The sequence below is a fragment of the Spirosoma soli genome (assembly GCF_042684525.1).
In the GTDB taxonomy this organism is placed as follows: domain Bacteria; phylum Bacteroidota; class Bacteroidia; order Cytophagales; family Spirosomataceae; genus Spirosoma; species Spirosoma soli.
On the sequence record NZ_JBHULN010000009.1, the window covers coordinates 110,062 to 125,074 of the forward strand.

A 15,013-nucleotide genomic window follows, 5' to 3' on the forward strand; every position below is an offset into this window, starting at 1 on the left:
TATAAGTCATTGTAAAGCAGATAGTTGTCGGTGAATTTTGATGAACTATATTGCAGGCATGCGTGTTATTTTAACGTATCACTCAACGTATTTTCATGCCTGATTTCAAGCCCAGCCTTGTGCTTTACACCGCCGATGCCCTGAACGAACGGGGCGAGGCCATTATGAGTCAGTACCCGGAGGCTGAGACTTTGCAGGTCGCGCAGCACAACCGGCTCCCTGAGCTGGGCATGAATTACTTCAAGGTCAAGTCAGATGTGCTGGTGCTGGGCAAACTTAAGACGCAGGATGTGAAGTGGAGCGGCCGTAGCTCCGACTACATTGCGCCTAGCCTGGCCAATGGCTGCTTTGGCGGCTGCGCCTACTGCTACGTCGACCGGCATAAAAAAATCAATCCGATTACGCTGTTTACCAACGTCGAAGAAATCATGGCGACGGTCGACAGGCACGTGCATACGCTGGCGTGGCCCAAGCCCGCTAACCAGACCGACCCTACCTACTGGACGTACGACATCGGTTGCAACTCCGACATCTCGGTCGATTATGGCCTGTCGGACGGCATTCGGCAAGTGTTCGAATTTTACCGCGACCACCCCCGCGCGAAAGCGACGTTTGCGACCAAGTTTGTCAACCGCGACATGCTGGAGTTCGACCCGCAAGGCAAAGTACGTATTCGGTTCAGCTTAATGCCGTCGCACGTCAGCAAGCTGGTCGATGTGCGCACCGATTCCATCGAGAAACGGATTGCCGCCATCAACGACTTCTACGAGGCTGGTTACGAAGTACACGTTAACTTTTCGCCTGTCATTGTCTACGGGGGCAAGCAGTGGCGCGACGACTACCGCGACTTGTTCCGTCAATTAGACGAGCAACTACGTCCCGAAGCGAAGGCACAGTTGAAGTGCGAGGTTATTTTCCTCACCCATAATCAGTGGCAGCACCAGGCCAACCTGGCCATCAACCCCAAGGCTGAGGAGCTGTTGTGGGTACCGGAGCTACAGGAGAACAAACGCAGCCAGTACGGCGGCTGGAACATCCGCTACGATCACCAGCTAAAAGCCAAAATGGTCGAGGTGTTCGAGCAGTTGGTAGGCCAGGAGATCCCCTGGTGCGAGATCCGGTATATTTTTTAGCGAAAGGGTTGGGGCAGGGGGCGTAGGGCAAAGGGTACTATAATCTGAGCCTTACGCCCCCTGCCCCAACCCCTTCGCTCTCAATCTACACTATTTGCGTTTTTCTTCGTTGCGGGTACCGAGTCGTCGGGCTTCTCGGTGGTTTTCTTCGTAGTGCGCTGGTGGCTACCGCTCTTGCCAGCTTTGCCTTCCTCTTTCTGGTTTTTCGAGCTGTTTCCCCCGCCATTCTGCGGTGAATACTGTTTGATGAAAAGATTCATAACGTGTTGAGTTAGTTAACTGATTATACTGAACTTGAAAAACGCCGACAAAACCGTTGGCGTTACGGGTTTATTTGCTGTTCTTCGAACCTTTAGGCCGCCCCGGATTATCGTGACGACCATCGTCGGCATCGGCTTTTTTCTTCTCGCCCGTACTGTGTGAACCACCTTTCTTGCCAGCCGCAATATGTTGCTCATGCGAGCCCCCCTGCACTCCTTTGCCACCCCCCGACGATGCGCTGGGCGATAGCGTTCTGATTTGCTTGCTCATGATACCTGTGGTTTTGTTGGACAATCACCGCTAACATAGGTTTGGATTAATAACCATATATTAAGTAGACTGTTTGCCGGTGTCGCCTAAATAACCGACATACGTTGGGTGTATATTGGCCGAATCGTATATAGGCACTATTACCAACTAAAGCGAGCATAGAACGGGCTATACGATAAGACTTCAGCAAGTATAAGATGCGCTGGGTGGTAGCAGAATAGGAATGTTTTACTTTGCAGTAGAATCAACCTCTCTACGTATGTTAAAGTATTTTACTTCCTGTTGTGTAGCGGTGCTTGTCCTGTTGACGGCCAGCGTTGCTTATTCACAAAAATTTTATCAGAACAACTATTGGTTGGGAGTAGGGCTGGGCAAAAGCCAGTTTCCTAGTGGCATGATGGCGTTAGGGTATGAATTTACCAACAAGCCAACCCTTTTGGTGGCCCGCTATGTGGCCAACGGTCAGGTTTTTTCGGATATACGGCCTGGTATCTCGGTTAATGAACTGGGATTACTGTATGGAGTGAAAGCCGGCAAATTTCGTTTCTCCACCGGCTTGAGTGGCGTTTGGGGCGTTAACCGGGGCAAGTACTTGTATTCAGATCCTGACCCACTCATATACGGTACAACCGTCTACGAGTCAATTAAATACACTACTGTGGGCGTACCCGCTGAAATTCGGTTTATTACTTCGACAAAAGATGTTGGCATTGGTCTAACCGGCTTTGGCAACCTAAATGCCCGGCGCTCGTTTGTGGGACTGAATTTGTCACTGTACGTTGGTCAGATGAAGTGATCTGGCGACTTTACTTGAGAAGGCAAAGAAGGGATACGTTCGTTCGGTCTGCCGATGCAGAGGTCTCTGACTGTGCTCAAAGTATCCGCTTAGTAATAGGACCGGTCAGAGACCGGATAACGCCCGAGCATAGTCTGAGACTATGCTCAACGGGGTTGGCGATGGCATAGGCCACCCGTCGGATAACGTCCGAGTGTAGTCTTCAACTAGGCTCAACAGGCAGGAGGATGGTGTACAAACAAAACGAGCCCGCAGATGATCTGCGGGCTCGTTTTGTTGCTTGATTTAAACTGCTTAGTTGCTGTGACCACCTTTATTACCACCGGTGGCATGGCCTGCGCTACTGTTTCCTTTCGAGTGCCTGGCACTCTTATGAGATGTTGACGAGCGGCCGTTCCCTTTCTCGCCATGCTGTGTGCCATTGTCCTGGTCACCCGTAATGCGTTGGTCTTTGTACTCCTCCTCGACCTTATCTACTGTTGACTTTGCCATAACGTTGACGCGTTGCGTGTTTCAGGACCTAACCCGTCAACGGGCGTTTTGTTTGACGTATTCATCCATTGAAAAGCGACCGGAACCCAATACAAGAAACAACAGCAAGAGCATCAGTACAATAACCGAAAGCCATAATTCAGAATTTATTGGCGAAAATCCTTGGCTGATGTTAACAAAGAAAACGGCCCCGACCAGTATCGGAAGTTGCAGCAGCACCATTAGCCGGGTCATACAACCTACGGCAATCAGAAAACCACCCATCAGGTGCGCAAAAGCGATGTAGTGAACTGCCATTACGGGCCATAAATCGAAGTGAAGACCACCAACTAACTGACTTAGGTACGTGGTGTCACTAATAAAGCTGATGCCTTTCAGCACCAGTATGCAACCCAGCATGATACGTAGCGCGTCGGTCCAGGCGGGGTGATGCGTGTCGCCCCAGTGCTCAACTCGGTGTAATAAGTTCATAGTGATATAACGGATTTAGTGAATATGTACTGAATGTACCGTTATAGTATGAATAAAGCAAGCTGATTACCAAATAGTTATTCGGTCGACAGCTTGCTTGGCAACTATTCAGAAAATCGGTCAGGCTTCTTCCAGAGGCCCGATGTGCACCGGCTGTAGATTTTCCATCTCTTCGGGTTCAAACAGCCTCGAGCGAATCAAAAACCGAACACCCATCGGAATCTCCAGCGAGAAGCTGGCACCACGGCCGGGCGTAACGTCGATGGTCAGATGCGTATGTTGCCAATACTCAAACTGATCACCCGACATCCAGAAATCGCAACCGTCAATCTGGCCCAGCCACACATCCGACGAACCAATGATAAAATCGCCAACGGCGTAGCACATGGGCGACGAGCCGTCGCAGCAGCCCCCGCTCTGGTGAAACATCAGCGGCCCGTGCTGGGCGCGGAGTTTATTAATAACATCGGCTGCGGCCGGGGTAATGTCGATACGATGCATGGCAAAAGAGTGAAAGAAGTAAAGAGCGAAAGAGTGAATGAGTGAAAGAGCGATGGGCTCAAAAAAACCATTCTTTCACTCATTCACTCTTTCGCTCTTTGTAGTTAAAAGAATCCTAATTTGCTTTTGCTGTAGGAGATCAGCAGGTTTTTGCTTTGGCGATAGTGGTTGAGCATCATGTGGTGATTCTCCCGGCCAAAGCCTGACTTTTTATAGCCCCCAAACGGCGCGTGGGCTGGGTAGTTGTGGTAGCAGTTCACCCACACACGACCCGCCTGAATCTGGCGCGGAATCTGGTACAGTTCGTGCGCGTCGCGGGTCCAGACACCAGCGCCCAGGCCGTATAGTGTGTCGTTGGCCATTTCAACGGCTTCGCTGGCATCTTTGAACGTAGCAACGGATACGACCGGACCGAAAATTTCTTCCTGGAAAATCCGCATCTTATTGTTGCCTTTAAAAATCGTTGGCTCAATATAATACCCGTTTTCGAGGCCGCTGTTCAGCTTTGCGGCACCGCCACCGGTCAGCACTTCGGCGCCTTCTTTCTTGCCAATGTCGATGTACGACAGAATTTTCTCGTATTGGTCGTTACTGGCCTGCGCGCCCATCATCGTCTCCGGATCGAGCGGATGGCCAACTTTAATGGCTTTGGTACGTTGAATAACCCGCTCGATAAACCGGTCATAGGCCCGCTCGTGGATCAATAGGCGCGATGGACAGGTGCAAATTTCGCCCTGATTTAGCGCAAACATGACCGCGCCCTCCACACATTTATCGAAGAACTCATCGTCGGCATCGGCAATGGATGCCATAAATACGTTCGGCGATTTACCGCCCAGTTCCATCGTGACTGGGATGAGGTTTTCCGATGCGTATTGCATAATCAGACGGCCCGTGGTGGTTTCGCCAGTGAAGGCAACTTTGGCCACCCGTTTCGATTGGGCCAGCGGCTTACCGGCTTCCGGACCAAACCCGTTAACGATATTAACGACACCGGGTGGAATCAGTCCTTCGAGCAATTCCATCAAGACCAGAATAGAGGTTGGTGTTTGCTCGGCGGGTTTCATCACGACGCAGCAGCCAGCGGCCAGGGCCGGAGCTAGCTTCCAGGTGGCCATCAGCAACGGGAAGTTCCAGGGAATGATCTGACCCACAACGCCAATCGGTTCTTTCACTATCAGCGACACCGTGTCGGCATCCAGCTCCGTCATGCTGCCTTCTTCGGCCCGGATAACCCCGGCGAAATAACGGAAGTGATCGACCACCAGTGGCAGGTCAGCCGCCATGGTCTCACGAACCGCTTTGCCGTTTTCTACCGTTTCGACGCGGGCCAGAAACTCAAGATTCTGTTCAATCACGTCGGCAATTTTCAGCAGCATATTACTGCGTTCGGTAGCCGAGGTCCGCGACCAGGCCGGAAACGCTTTGTGGGCGGCATCCAGAGCTAAATCGATATCGGCGGCTTTAGAACGAGGAACGCGGGCAATCAAACTGTCATCCATGGGCGAATGGTTCGCAAAGTACTCACCATCCACCGGGGCAACCCACTTGCCACCGATGTAGTTTTCGTACTGCGTTTTAAACATTGGCCGGGCTAGTATTTTGCTTGGTGCTTCTGCTGTTTGCATGACTGAAAAGTGTTTCGTGGGAAATGATTAATTTTTTCACAAATTTTGCCGTAATTGTACAAACGAACTTACATTAGAGTATTAAATACTTTCGGAATTGTCTCATCTGTCACAGTGATTACCCTGCACGTATGAAAAAGATAGAGAAAATTGCTGGTAGCGAAGTAGTTAGTTCGTGGGGTGCCCAGCTCGATACGCTGGTAGAGAATAAGATGACGCTAAATCATGATGTGGCCGAGCTGCATCTTTACGAGACATTTCAACAGGCCGACCGGATCGAATTGCGATTTAATGCACCCGTGCTGACCAGTATGCTGAATGGCCGGAAAGTCATGCACTTGAGCAAAACAGACCCTTTCGACTATCGACCAGGCGAATCGCTGCTGTTGCCCACCGGTCGGCTGATGAGCATTGACTTCCCTGACGCTACGATCGACGACCCAACGCGCTGTTTAGCGCTGACCATTTCGGACGAATTTATCCGCCAGACGGTAAACGAGCTGAACGAACATACGCCGAGGGTAGAGGCCACCGATGAATGGCAGCTGGATACGGATAATTACCTGCTTCAGAACGATACAGAGATTAGCTCGCTCATCGATAAGCTGACCCGCTTGTTTCGGGAGAACAATCCGTTTAAGACGTTTTTCATCCAGAATACTCTGAAAGAGCTTGTGGTACGGCTTTCGCAGACGCAGGTGCAAACGAACTTGTTGAATCATACCAGTCAGCACCTGACTACAAATCGGCTGGCTTATGTTGTAAACTACATCCGCAATAACATAACCCGGGCACTTTCCGTCGAAGAGTTATGCGATAAGGCCTGTCTGTCTAAGTCGCACTTTTTTCGACTGTTTAAGAGTGAACTGGGTGTGTCGCCTGCTCAGTTTATTCTAAACGAACGCATTCGTCGGGCCAAGCAGATTCTGAGCAACCCCGCCAAGAGCATTACCGATGCGTGCTATGAATCAGGCTTTAACAGCCTGACTCATTTCAGCAGCGCTTTTCGCTCGGTGGAGCGGATGTGTCCCCGGCAATTTAAACGACAACTTTTTGGTGTAAACTAACCGACCGATTAATCAACGTTGGACAGTATTGTCTATCTTTGGTTAGTTATGACAACAAAACCTGCTTCAAAAGCCGCGCTGACGGCGAGTACATTAGACTTTTTGCGTGACCTTGTTGAAAACAATCACCGCGAGTGGTTTCAGGCCAACCGAAACCGATACGATGCTGCCAAAACTGAATTATGCGGTGTCGTCGAACGAGTGCTGGTTGGGATGAGTGAGTTTGAGCCGTTGGCTAAAACAGCCGTAAAAGACTGTATTTTCCGCATCAACCGGGACATTCGCTTTTCGAAAGACAAAGCCCCTTATAAATCAAATCTGGCGTTTGCTATCGGTCCTGGCGGCCGACACTCGGGCCGAATTGATTATTACGTTCAGATTCAACCGGGTAACCAATCGTTTTTGGGCGCGGGTATGTGGCAGCCGACACCCACGAACTTGGCCAAGTTTCGGCAGGAGGTCGATTATAATGTGGATGAATTGAAGGAAATCATTGAAGCGGACGAATTTAAAGCGTACTTTCCAGAGGCCTCGGGTGAGGTGATGAAAACAAGCCCCAAAGGTTACTCGGCCGACCATCCCGAAATTGAACTTCTGCGCCGAAAGGAGTTATTTTTCATTCACCGGTACTCTGATAAAGACGTACTAAAGCCCAACTTTGCCGATGAACTCATCCGCGGCTGCCGGATCATCAAACCCTATTGTGATTTCCTGAATTATCTATTCTTCGACGAAAAAGAAGAGCCCGTTACGCTGTAAACCAACCTTTGAAGCGATCATGAACAATTATTTCCTTTTGCTGGCTGGCCTGCTGTTGACATCGTGGACTCAGGCGCAAACCATCCCCACGCCACAGCCGGGGTACACCTACAAAGTTGAGACCGGGGTGGCAAGCCAACAAGTGTTTATTAGTGGCCAGCGGCCGTTCAATACCAATGGCGAACTCGTCGGCGCGGGCGATCTGGCCGCCCAAACCCGGCAAGTGTTTGAAAACCTGAAAACGGCCTTAGGTACGGTGGGCATGACTCTCCGTGACGTTACGCAGATTACGTATCACCTGAAGGGAGTCGCCGGTCAGGTCAACCCGGCAGCGTCGCAATTAGCCGCTAATACGGGAGCCGTTTTCTTCCCGCAAGGGGCGCCCCCTCGAGTGGCGGATACGAAAAGTATCGCTAAAATCGTCCGCGACGACGTCTTGATCGAAGTAGAGGTAATTGCTATTAAATAAAAACAGGCCCTCCAACTCAGTTGGAGGGCCTGTTTACGGATAGCGTGTAATTTCGATTTGGCTAGACCGCTTCCAGCATTGAAACCGCCTTGGCTTCGAGCAGGGTTTCGCCCATCAGGTAACAATCGGCGGCCCGGGCGGCTTCGCGGCCTTCAGAAATGGCCCATACCACTAATGACTGGCCCCGGCGCATGTCGCCCGCAGCAAATACCTTTGGATTCGTGGTGGTCTGATACTTATTGGCCTTTACGTTGCCACGCTCGTCATATTCCAGCCCTAAGTCATCGAGTAATCCATTATGCTGCGGGTGCAGGAACCCCGCGGCCAGCAAAGCCAGTTCGCACGGAATTTCCCGCTCGGTGCCTGGCTTCTCGACCATTTGCATCCGTCCGTTCTCATTTTTCCATTCGAGATCAACCAACCGCAGGGCTTTCAGGTTACCGTTTTCGTCGCCCACGAACGCTTTGGTGTTGATCGACCAGTGCCGTTCGCAGCCTTCTTCGTGCGACGTGCTGGTACGTAGCATCATGGGCCAGTTTGGCCAGGGTGTATTTTCCGCCCGCTCTTTGGGAGGCATCGGCATCAGTTCGATCTGGGTCACGCTGGCAGCGCCATGACGATTCGACGTACCAACGCAGTCAGAGCCCGTATCGCCCCCGCCAATCACCACCACGTGTTTATCCGTCGCCCACAATTCACCGTCAACGTATGGAAGGCCTTGGTGGTTAACCTGCACGGGTCGATTGGCGACGCGTTTGTTTTGCTGGCTCAGGAATTCCATGGCTGGGTAAACTCCCTTAAGATCACGGCCGGGAATCGGTAAGTCACGGGGAACCGTCGAGCCACCGGTGAGCATAACCAGATCGAACTGCTCCAGCAAATCTTTGGCTTTGATATCAACGCCGACGTTAACGCCTGTTTTGAACACAATACCTTCGGCTTCCATAATGGCCAGTCGGCGGTCGATTGTCCACTTCTCCAGCTTAAAGTCAGGTATACCGTACCGTAGCAAGCCGCCAATCTGGTCGGCCCGTTCGAAGACTGTTACGGTGTGGCCAGCTTTGTTCAATTGAGCAGCCGCAGCAAGACCCGCTGGTCCCGAACCCACAACCGCTACTCGTTTACCGGTACGGAACTTCGGCTGTTTTGGCGTAATGTATCCCCGCTCGAAGGCGACTTCGGCGATTGATTTTTCGATAAACTCAATGGCAACGGGCGGCTTGTTGATGCCCAGCACGCAAGAGGCTTCGCAGGGGGCGGGGCAAATGCGGCCCGTAAACTCCGGGAAGTTATTGGTGGTGCTGAGGATGTCGTAAGCATACGCCCAATTCTGCTCGTAAACGGCGTCGTTGAATTCAGGTATGATATTGCCAAGGGGGCAGCCGCTGTGGCAGAACGGCGTACCGCAGTCCATGCAACGCGCTGCCTGCCGCTGGGAGTCCTGCTCCGAAAACGGCATTTCAATTTCCTTATAATCGTGAATCCGCTGTTGCGGGTCGCGCTTCTTTGGCAACTCGCGCGTGAATTCTAAAAATCCGGTAGGTTTTCCCATTGGTGTTACAATGTGTACTTTTTATCAAACACGTCTTCCCAACTTAGATTGATGCCATCAGCGGATACATCTGTTTCTGTTTCCGCTTCATCAATAGCTTCAGTAAGCGCTTTTTGCCAGATACTCTGAATAAATTCCTCATTCAACGAGGGTGTATATTCTCGTAGGCTAGCAATTTCGTAACGAGCGTTTTTTATAGTTAATGCCCAACTACGCGAGCGCTTTCCCGGTTGAATCTCCCACTTGATGATGTGCATCATCAGCCGGATTAGCTGACTTTGCAACGCTCGTTTTTCCGAACGCGCCATTGTTTCAATTAACTGATTCAGCCCTACTTCAACGTCGGCCAAATCACCTTCGTCAAACGACTGCTTAATCTCCTGAGCGGCCAATAGTTCGGAGGTCGATGCAATTTCTTCCCAGTTTTTCATGACCGTAGCTTTATCGGTTTATCCCAAAGTTACGTATCGCTGATGAAATAGGCTATGAGCCGGTCACATCTACGACAATATCCTGATACACGACGTTTTTATCGCGAATCTGGTCGGCTAGGGAGATGCCGCGACCGGCTAACGCCTTTCTGAAGTCGCTCGGCATGACCTTCACGAACTGGCCTATGCTGTTTTCCCAATTCTGCATTAAGGCCAACGCTACGTTACTGGTCGTATACTGGAAATGCTTTTCGACGTATTCCCGAACAATGCCCTGATCTTCGTCGGTCAAGGCTTCCAGGCTTACCATTTCGGGGTTGACCTTTGAGGCAAACGTTCCATCCTGATCCCAGACGTAAGCAACCCCGCCCGACATGCCGGCGGCAAAATTGCGGCCCGTTTGGCCAAGAATGATGGCTAAGCCACCGGTCATGTATTCGAGGCCGTGATCACCGACACCTTCAACCACAACTTTAGCGCCTGAATTTCGAACGCAGAACCGCTCGCCCGCCATACCCCGGATGAACGCTTCGCCCGACGTAGCGCCGTAGAACGACACGTTGCCCACAATGCTGTTTTCTTCCGGTTTGAACGTAGCGGTCCGATCAGGATACACGATCAGTTGCGCACCGCACAAGCCTTTGCCGAAGTAATCATTGGCATCGCCTTCAAGTTCAAGTTTAATACCACTGGTGGCAAACGCTCCGAAACTTTGGCCTGCTGTACCTCGTAATTTAATGTGGATCGTGCTATCGGGTAGCCCAGGACCGCCGTATAATTTCGAGATTTCGTTCGATAGCATGGTACCGATGCTCCGGTCGATGTTCTGTACGGGATATTCGGCATATACGGACTCCGCTGCCTCTAAGGCGGGTTTGGCTACGTCAATCAGCTTCCGGTCGAGCACGTCATCGAGGTAATGGTTTTGCTCTTCCTGTTTGAATAACGCCACGTCGAGGTTGGTTGTTTGCTTATACAGCAGCGCATCCAGGTTGATGTTCTTATATTTCCAGTGCGGCAGATCCGTGCGCAGTTCAAGCACTTGTGACTGACCGACCATCTCGTTGACCGTACGGAAGCCTAGCTCGGCCATGATCTCGCGCAATTCCATCGCCAGGAAGGTGAACATATTGACAACGTGCTCAGGTTTGCCCGTAAACAGCGCCCGTAGCTCTTTATTTTGGGTGGCCACACCAACCGGACACGTATTCAGGTGGCATTTGCGCATCATGATGCAGCCGGTTGCCACCAATGCGGCCGTGGCTACACCGAATTCTTCAGCACCCAGCAAGGCAGCAATGGCCAAATCCCGGCCTGTGCGCATTTGCCCATCCGTCTGCACCGTCACCCGGCCGCGTAGTTTATTACGAACCAGCGTTTGGTGGGCTTCGGCCAAACCTAATTCCCAGGGTAGACCCGCGTGACGGATAGACGATAGGGGAGATGCGCCCGTGCCGCCGTCATGACCCGAAATCAGAATGTGATCCGCGTGGGCTTTCGCTACGCCGGCAGCGATGGTTCCAACGCCCGCTTCCGACACCAGCTTAACGCTGATACGAGCTGCCCGATTGGCATTTTTAAGATCGGAGATCAGCTGAGCTAAATCTTCAATCGAATAAATGTCGTGGTGGGGCGGGGGCGAAATCAGGCCGACGCCGGGTGTTGAATGGCGCGTGCGGCCGATCCAGTCATCTACTTTAAAGCCGGGCAACTGACCCCCTTCGCCGGGCTTAGCACCCTGCGCCATCTTAATCTGTAATTCTTTGGCGTTAGTCAGGTAGTAGCTCGTTACGCCAAACCGGCCCGAGGCTACCTGCTTGATGGACGAATTCATGCTATCGCCGTTCTCGAGCGGCTTGTAGCGTAGTTCATCTTCACCCCCCTCGCCCGAGTTGCTCTTACCACCGATGCGGTTCATGGCAATGGCCAGGGTTGTATGCGCTTCCCAGGAAATGGAGCCGAACGACATAGCACCCGTCGCGAACCGCTTGAAAATGCTGTCAATGGGCTCCACCTCATCGATTGGAACGGGCGTTCCTTTCTTAAATTTCAACAACCCACGTAGCGTAATGGCCTTCTGGGTCTGATCGTCAATCAGTTTAGAGTATTTCTTGAAGATGCTATAGTCGTTCCGCTGGGTTGACTGCTGGAGCAGGTGAATGGTGTCCGGATTGAAAATGTGCTTTTCGCCCCGCTGTTTCCATTGATAGATACCGCCTACTTCCAGCCGAGGGACAGACACGGGTACATCGGGGAAAGCAACGCAGTGACGAATCATGATTTCGCGGGCGATCTCATCGAGACCCATACCGCCAATCCGTGATACCGTACCTGTGAAGTAGCGGCTGACAACGTCCTGGTTCAGACCGAGACACTCGAAAATCATAGCGCCCTGGTACGATTGCAGGGTGGAAATCCCCATCTTCGAGAAGATTTTGAGTAACTCGCCGTTGACCGCCTTGACGTAGTTTTTGTAGAGCTTGTCGAGGTCGTAATCTACCTGCAACAAACCTTTCTCTTTCATGCTGGCAATCGTCTCGAACGCCATGTATGGATTCACGCCGGATGCGCCATAGCCAATTAGAGTAGCCACGTGATGGGTTTCCCAAACATCACCCGCTTCCACCACGATGCCCACTTTACCCCGTAAGCCTTTATGAATGAGGTAGTGATGGACCGCCGACGTAGACAGTAAAGATGGAATCGGCGCGTGGCTGGAATCAATAGCCCGGTCAGAAAGCACTAAGATTGAATAACCGTCTTCAATGGCATCCTCCGCGTACCGGCAGATACGTTCAAGAGCGCGTTCCAGCGATTTACCTTTGCCATCAGCCGTAAACAGACAGTTGATGGTTTTGGCCTGAAATTTCGGTTTATCGATAAAGCGCAGCTTATCGAACTCCCGCGTTGTCAGTACGGGTTGCTCTAACTCAACCTGACGACAATGCTCGGGTGATTCGCTCAGCAGATTATACGTAGCGCCGACAAACGAAATCAGCGACATGATGGCCCGCTCCCGGATAGAGTCAATCGGCGGGTTGGTCACTTGCGCAAACAACTGCTTAAAATAATGACTTAAGTGCTGGCTTTGCTCCGACAAGACCGCCAGCGGTACGTCGGTGCCCATCGAGCCAAGCGCTTCTTTCCCCGTTTCAACCATCGGGGCCAGAATCATGCGAATGTCTTCGGACGTGAAGCCGAAAGCCTGTTGCATCCGAAGCAGCTTTGCCGGATCGTAGTTATTGTACGAACGAATCGGTGCCTCAAGGTCAGAAATCTTTATCTTGTTGTTGTCGAGCCATTCCTGATACGGTTTGCGCGAACAGATGTCGTTTTTGATTTCTTCATCGGACACAATCCGGCCCTGCTCCATATCGACCAGGAACATCTTACCGGGTTGCAAACGACCCTTCGTCACCACTTTGGCCGGGTCAATATCGAGCACCCCAACCTCAGAGGCCATGATGACAATATCGTCGTTGGTCACCCAGAAGCGCGATGGACGAAGGCCATTCCGGTCGAGGGTGGCTCCCACGATACGGCCATCGGTGAACGAGATAGAGGCCGGGCCATCCCAGGGCTCAATCAAAGCCGCGTGGTATTCGTAGAACGCCTTGCGGACAGGGTCCATGTGCTCGTTACCATCCCAGGCTTCCGGAATAAGCATCATCATAACGTGCGGCAACGACCGTCCGCTCATGACGAGCAATTCGATAGCATTGTCGAGGTTGGCGGAGTCCGACTGTTTCGGGTCGCAGATGGGCAACAGCATGTCCATCTCATCCTTCGTGAATTTAGCCGATTCGAGCAGCCCTTCGGCCGCTTTCATCCAGTTCACATTGCCCCGCACTGTGTTGATTTCACCATTGTGTGCAATATAACGGAACGGTTGCGCCAGTTTCCACGAGGGGAACGTATTGGTCGAGAAACGCGAATGGACTACGCCCAAGGCTGAAACGACTTCTTCGCGCTGAAGGTCGGGGAAGTAAGGCTCTAGCTGTAGGGTAGTTAGCTGTCCCTTGTAGGTAATCGTCCGACAGGAAAGCGATGAGAAATAGAAGGTATCAACGCCCGCTACCGTCTCGTTGATGATGCGGGTACTATAATTACGTAGGATGTAAAGTTTACGCTCAAAGTCGTCAGCATTTGTAATATCGGCCGGGCGTTTGATAAACACCTGCTCCATTTGTGGTTCGCAGGAACGGGACCCATTACCCAGATCACTGTTATTAACCGGCACGACACGGTAACAAAGCAGTTCCAGGCCCAGTTTTTTCATGTTCCGGTTGAGAATGGCCCGGCATTCTTCGCGTAGCCACACATCTTTCGGAAAATACACCATACCAACCCCGTATTCAAGAGCGGGGGGGAGGTGCACTCCTAGCTTCCGGGTTTCGTCCAGAAAAAACTCGTGCGGAATCTGAATAAGCAATCCCGCTCCATCGCCCGAATTTGGCTCAGAACCGACGGCTCCCCGATGTTCCATGCGTCGGAGCATTTGTAACGCATCGGCAACAATCTGATGGGATTTGCGGCCTTTTATGTGAGCCACGAAGCCGATGCCACAGTTATCGTGTTCGAACTCGGGACGATACAGACCGGAGTTGGTTGCTGGGGCGTTTAAGGCACTCAGCGGTGATTGGTCCTGACGGGCCGTTGATTGGTCAACCTGATCAGACATGGTCGTAACAGCGTTGGATGATGCCGTCGTTTTTAACTCTCTGATTAACAGAATAGCAAAAAAAGGCAGCGTTCGTTAAGGAAATCTAAATTAAAAATCGACTCGGTGGATAATCTATTCTGAAGGTGCTGACCGAGCTGGCGAGTGTTTGTGACAAAGTCACGCAATATACTACTAAAAAAATTTGGTAAAAATAACGTTTGTCAGAATTTAATAGTAAGCGGCATTAATTGTGAAATTGATTATAAATCTTCTTGAAAAGACAATAAAACGTAGTAAATAAAGACTTGCGTTGACGAAATGAAAAAAGCGAATTTAGAAGGGTATGAAACGCAAGAAAGCCGCCTATGTAGGCGGCTTTCTTGCGTTTTTAGTGATTCGGCTGGGATTCGAACCCAGGACCCATACATTAAAAGTGTATTGCTCTACCAGCTGAGCTACCGAATCATTTCCCTCAGATAAACAAGGCGTTGTCGTTTGGGAATGCAAAAGTAGGGTTTTC

Annotated in this window: 14 protein-coding genes and 1 tRNA gene; 5 read left to right on the plus strand and 10 right to left on the minus strand. The window is 51.3% G+C overall.

Annotated features, from left to right (window positions below):
* Positions 1-95 precede the first annotated feature (95 nt).
* Positions 96-1,133: a spore photoproduct lyase family protein gene (locus ACFSUS_RS15790; RefSeq protein ID WP_381524197.1), complete on the plus strand. Its 1,038-nt coding sequence runs from the start codon at positions 96-98 to the stop codon at positions 1,131-1,133.
* An 80-nt stretch (positions 1,134-1,213) separates the two neighbouring features.
* On the opposite strand, the gene ACFSUS_RS15795 is transcribed toward ACFSUS_RS15790, so the two are convergent.
* Entirely contained in the window at positions 1,214-1,393 is a 180-nt protein-coding gene (locus tag ACFSUS_RS15795; protein ID WP_381524199.1) for a hypothetical protein, read from the minus strand.
* A gap of 70 nt (positions 1,394-1,463) precedes the next feature.
* Positions 1,464-1,664 carry a hypothetical protein gene (locus ACFSUS_RS15800; RefSeq protein ID WP_381524200.1) on the minus strand — a complete coding sequence of 67 codons (201 nt, stop codon included), beginning with the start codon at positions 1,662-1,664 and terminating at the stop codon, positions 1,464-1,466.
* A gap of 259 nt (positions 1,665-1,923) precedes the next feature.
* On the opposite strand from ACFSUS_RS15800, the gene ACFSUS_RS15805 reads away from it, so the two are divergent.
* Positions 1,924-2,460 carry a hypothetical protein gene (locus ACFSUS_RS15805; RefSeq protein WP_381524202.1) on the plus strand — a complete coding sequence of 179 codons (537 nt, stop codon included), beginning with the start codon at positions 1,924-1,926 and terminating at the stop codon, positions 2,458-2,460.
* 294 nt (positions 2,461-2,754) lie between these two features.
* Here ACFSUS_RS15805 and ACFSUS_RS15810 read toward each other — a convergent pair whose 3' ends face one another.
* From ACFSUS_RS15810 to ACFSUS_RS15825, 4 genes are all read right to left on the minus strand, one after another.
* Positions 2,755-2,952, minus strand: coding sequence for a hypothetical protein (locus ACFSUS_RS15810; protein ID WP_381524204.1), 198 nt, complete (start codon positions 2,950-2,952; stop codon positions 2,755-2,757).
* 36 nt (positions 2,953-2,988) lie between these two features.
* On the minus strand, positions 2,989-3,423 hold the full coding sequence (locus ACFSUS_RS15815) for a DoxX family protein (RefSeq protein WP_381524205.1): 435 nt from the start codon (positions 3,421-3,423) through the stop codon (positions 2,989-2,991).
* 120 nt (positions 3,424-3,543) lie between these two features.
* The gene (locus ACFSUS_RS15820) at positions 3,544-3,924 is read right to left on the minus strand and encodes a DUF779 domain-containing protein (protein WP_381524207.1); all 381 of its coding nucleotides are present in this window, start codon (positions 3,922-3,924) and stop codon (positions 3,544-3,546) included.
* 104 nt (positions 3,925-4,028) lie between these two features.
* Positions 4,029-5,552 carry an aldehyde dehydrogenase family protein gene (locus tag ACFSUS_RS15825; RefSeq protein WP_381524208.1) on the minus strand — a complete coding sequence of 508 codons (1,524 nt, stop codon included), beginning with the start codon at positions 5,550-5,552 and terminating at the stop codon, positions 4,029-4,031.
* Between the two features lie 131 nt (positions 5,553-5,683).
* Between ACFSUS_RS15825 and ACFSUS_RS15830 the strand changes: the two genes are divergently transcribed.
* From ACFSUS_RS15830 to ACFSUS_RS15840, 3 genes are read left to right on the plus strand one after another with little or no spacing between them, the layout of a single operon-like run.
* Entirely contained in the window at positions 5,684-6,619 is a 936-nt protein-coding gene (locus tag ACFSUS_RS15830) for an AraC family transcriptional regulator (RefSeq protein ID WP_381524210.1), read from the plus strand.
* A 48-nt stretch (positions 6,620-6,667) separates the two neighbouring features.
* Positions 6,668-7,378 (plus strand): DUF2461 domain-containing protein, encoded by a 711-nt coding sequence (locus ACFSUS_RS15835; RefSeq protein ID WP_381524211.1) that lies wholly within the window; start codon positions 6,668-6,670, stop codon positions 7,376-7,378.
* A gap of 19 nt (positions 7,379-7,397) precedes the next feature.
* Positions 7,398-7,847 (plus strand): RidA family protein, encoded by a 450-nt coding sequence (locus tag ACFSUS_RS15840; protein ID WP_381524212.1) that lies wholly within the window; start codon positions 7,398-7,400, stop codon positions 7,845-7,847.
* 61 nt (positions 7,848-7,908) lie between these two features.
* Here ACFSUS_RS15840 and ACFSUS_RS15845 read toward each other — a convergent pair whose 3' ends face one another.
* The 4 genes from ACFSUS_RS15845 to ACFSUS_RS15860 all read right to left on the minus strand — a co-directional run bounded on the left by ACFSUS_RS15845 (position 7,909) and on the right by ACFSUS_RS15860 (position 14,958).
* On the minus strand, positions 7,909-9,399 hold the full coding sequence (locus ACFSUS_RS15845; RefSeq protein WP_381524213.1) for a glutamate synthase subunit beta: 1,491 nt from the start codon (positions 9,397-9,399) through the stop codon (positions 7,909-7,911).
* Positions 9,400-9,404: 5 nt separating this feature from the next.
* On the minus strand, positions 9,405-9,830 hold the full coding sequence (locus ACFSUS_RS15850) for a DUF29 domain-containing protein (RefSeq protein WP_381524214.1): 426 nt from the start codon (positions 9,828-9,830) through the stop codon (positions 9,405-9,407).
* 52 nt (positions 9,831-9,882) lie between these two features.
* Complete coding sequence (gltB, locus tag ACFSUS_RS15855) at positions 9,883-14,511, minus strand: glutamate synthase large subunit (protein ID WP_381524216.1); 4,629 nt, start codon at positions 14,509-14,511, stop codon at positions 9,883-9,885.
* 374 nt (positions 14,512-14,885) lie between these two features.
* Positions 14,886-14,958: transfer RNA gene (locus ACFSUS_RS15860), tRNA-Lys, on the minus strand.
* Positions 14,959-15,013: the final 55 nt, after the last annotated feature.

Bases quoted from the DNA above. Each gene is read 5' to 3' on its own strand.
- ACFSUS_RS15825 (WP_381524208.1), bottom strand. From the start codon at position 5,552: ATGCAAACAGCAGAAGCACCAAGCAAAATACTAGCCCGGCCAATGTTT.
- gltB (WP_381524216.1), bottom strand. From the start codon at position 14,511: ATGTCTGATCAGGTTGACCAATCAACGGCCCGTCAGGACCAATCACCG.
- ACFSUS_RS15800 (WP_381524200.1), bottom strand. From the start codon at position 1,664: ATGAGCAAGCAAATCAGAACGCTATCGCCCAGCGCATCGTCGGGGGGT.
- ACFSUS_RS15830 (WP_381524210.1), top strand. From the start codon at position 5,684: ATGAAAAAGATAGAGAAAATTGCTGGTAGCGAAGTAGTTAGTTCGTGG.
- ACFSUS_RS15795 (WP_381524199.1), bottom strand. From the start codon at position 1,393: ATGAATCTTTTCATCAAACAGTATTCACCGCAGAATGGCGGGGGAAAC.
- ACFSUS_RS15840 (WP_381524212.1), top strand. From the start codon at position 7,398: ATGAACAATTATTTCCTTTTGCTGGCTGGCCTGCTGTTGACATCGTGG.
- ACFSUS_RS15815 (WP_381524205.1), bottom strand. From the start codon at position 3,423: ATGAACTTATTACACCGAGTTGAGCACTGGGGCGACACGCATCACCCC.
- ACFSUS_RS15810 (WP_381524204.1), bottom strand. From the start codon at position 2,952: ATGGCAAAGTCAACAGTAGATAAGGTCGAGGAGGAGTACAAAGACCAA.
- ACFSUS_RS15845 (WP_381524213.1), bottom strand. From the start codon at position 9,399: ATGGGAAAACCTACCGGATTTTTAGAATTCACGCGCGAGTTGCCAAAG.
- ACFSUS_RS15820 (WP_381524207.1), bottom strand. From the start codon at position 3,924: ATGCATCGTATCGACATTACCCCGGCCGCAGCCGATGTTATTAATAAA.
- ACFSUS_RS15835 (WP_381524211.1), top strand. From the start codon at position 6,668: ATGACAACAAAACCTGCTTCAAAAGCCGCGCTGACGGCGAGTACATTA.
- ACFSUS_RS15805 (WP_381524202.1), top strand. From the start codon at position 1,924: ATGTTAAAGTATTTTACTTCCTGTTGTGTAGCGGTGCTTGTCCTGTTG.
- ACFSUS_RS15790 (WP_381524197.1), top strand. From the start codon at position 96: ATGCCTGATTTCAAGCCCAGCCTTGTGCTTTACACCGCCGATGCCCTG.
- ACFSUS_RS15850 (WP_381524214.1), bottom strand. From the start codon at position 9,830: ATGAAAAACTGGGAAGAAATTGCATCGACCTCCGAACTATTGGCCGCT.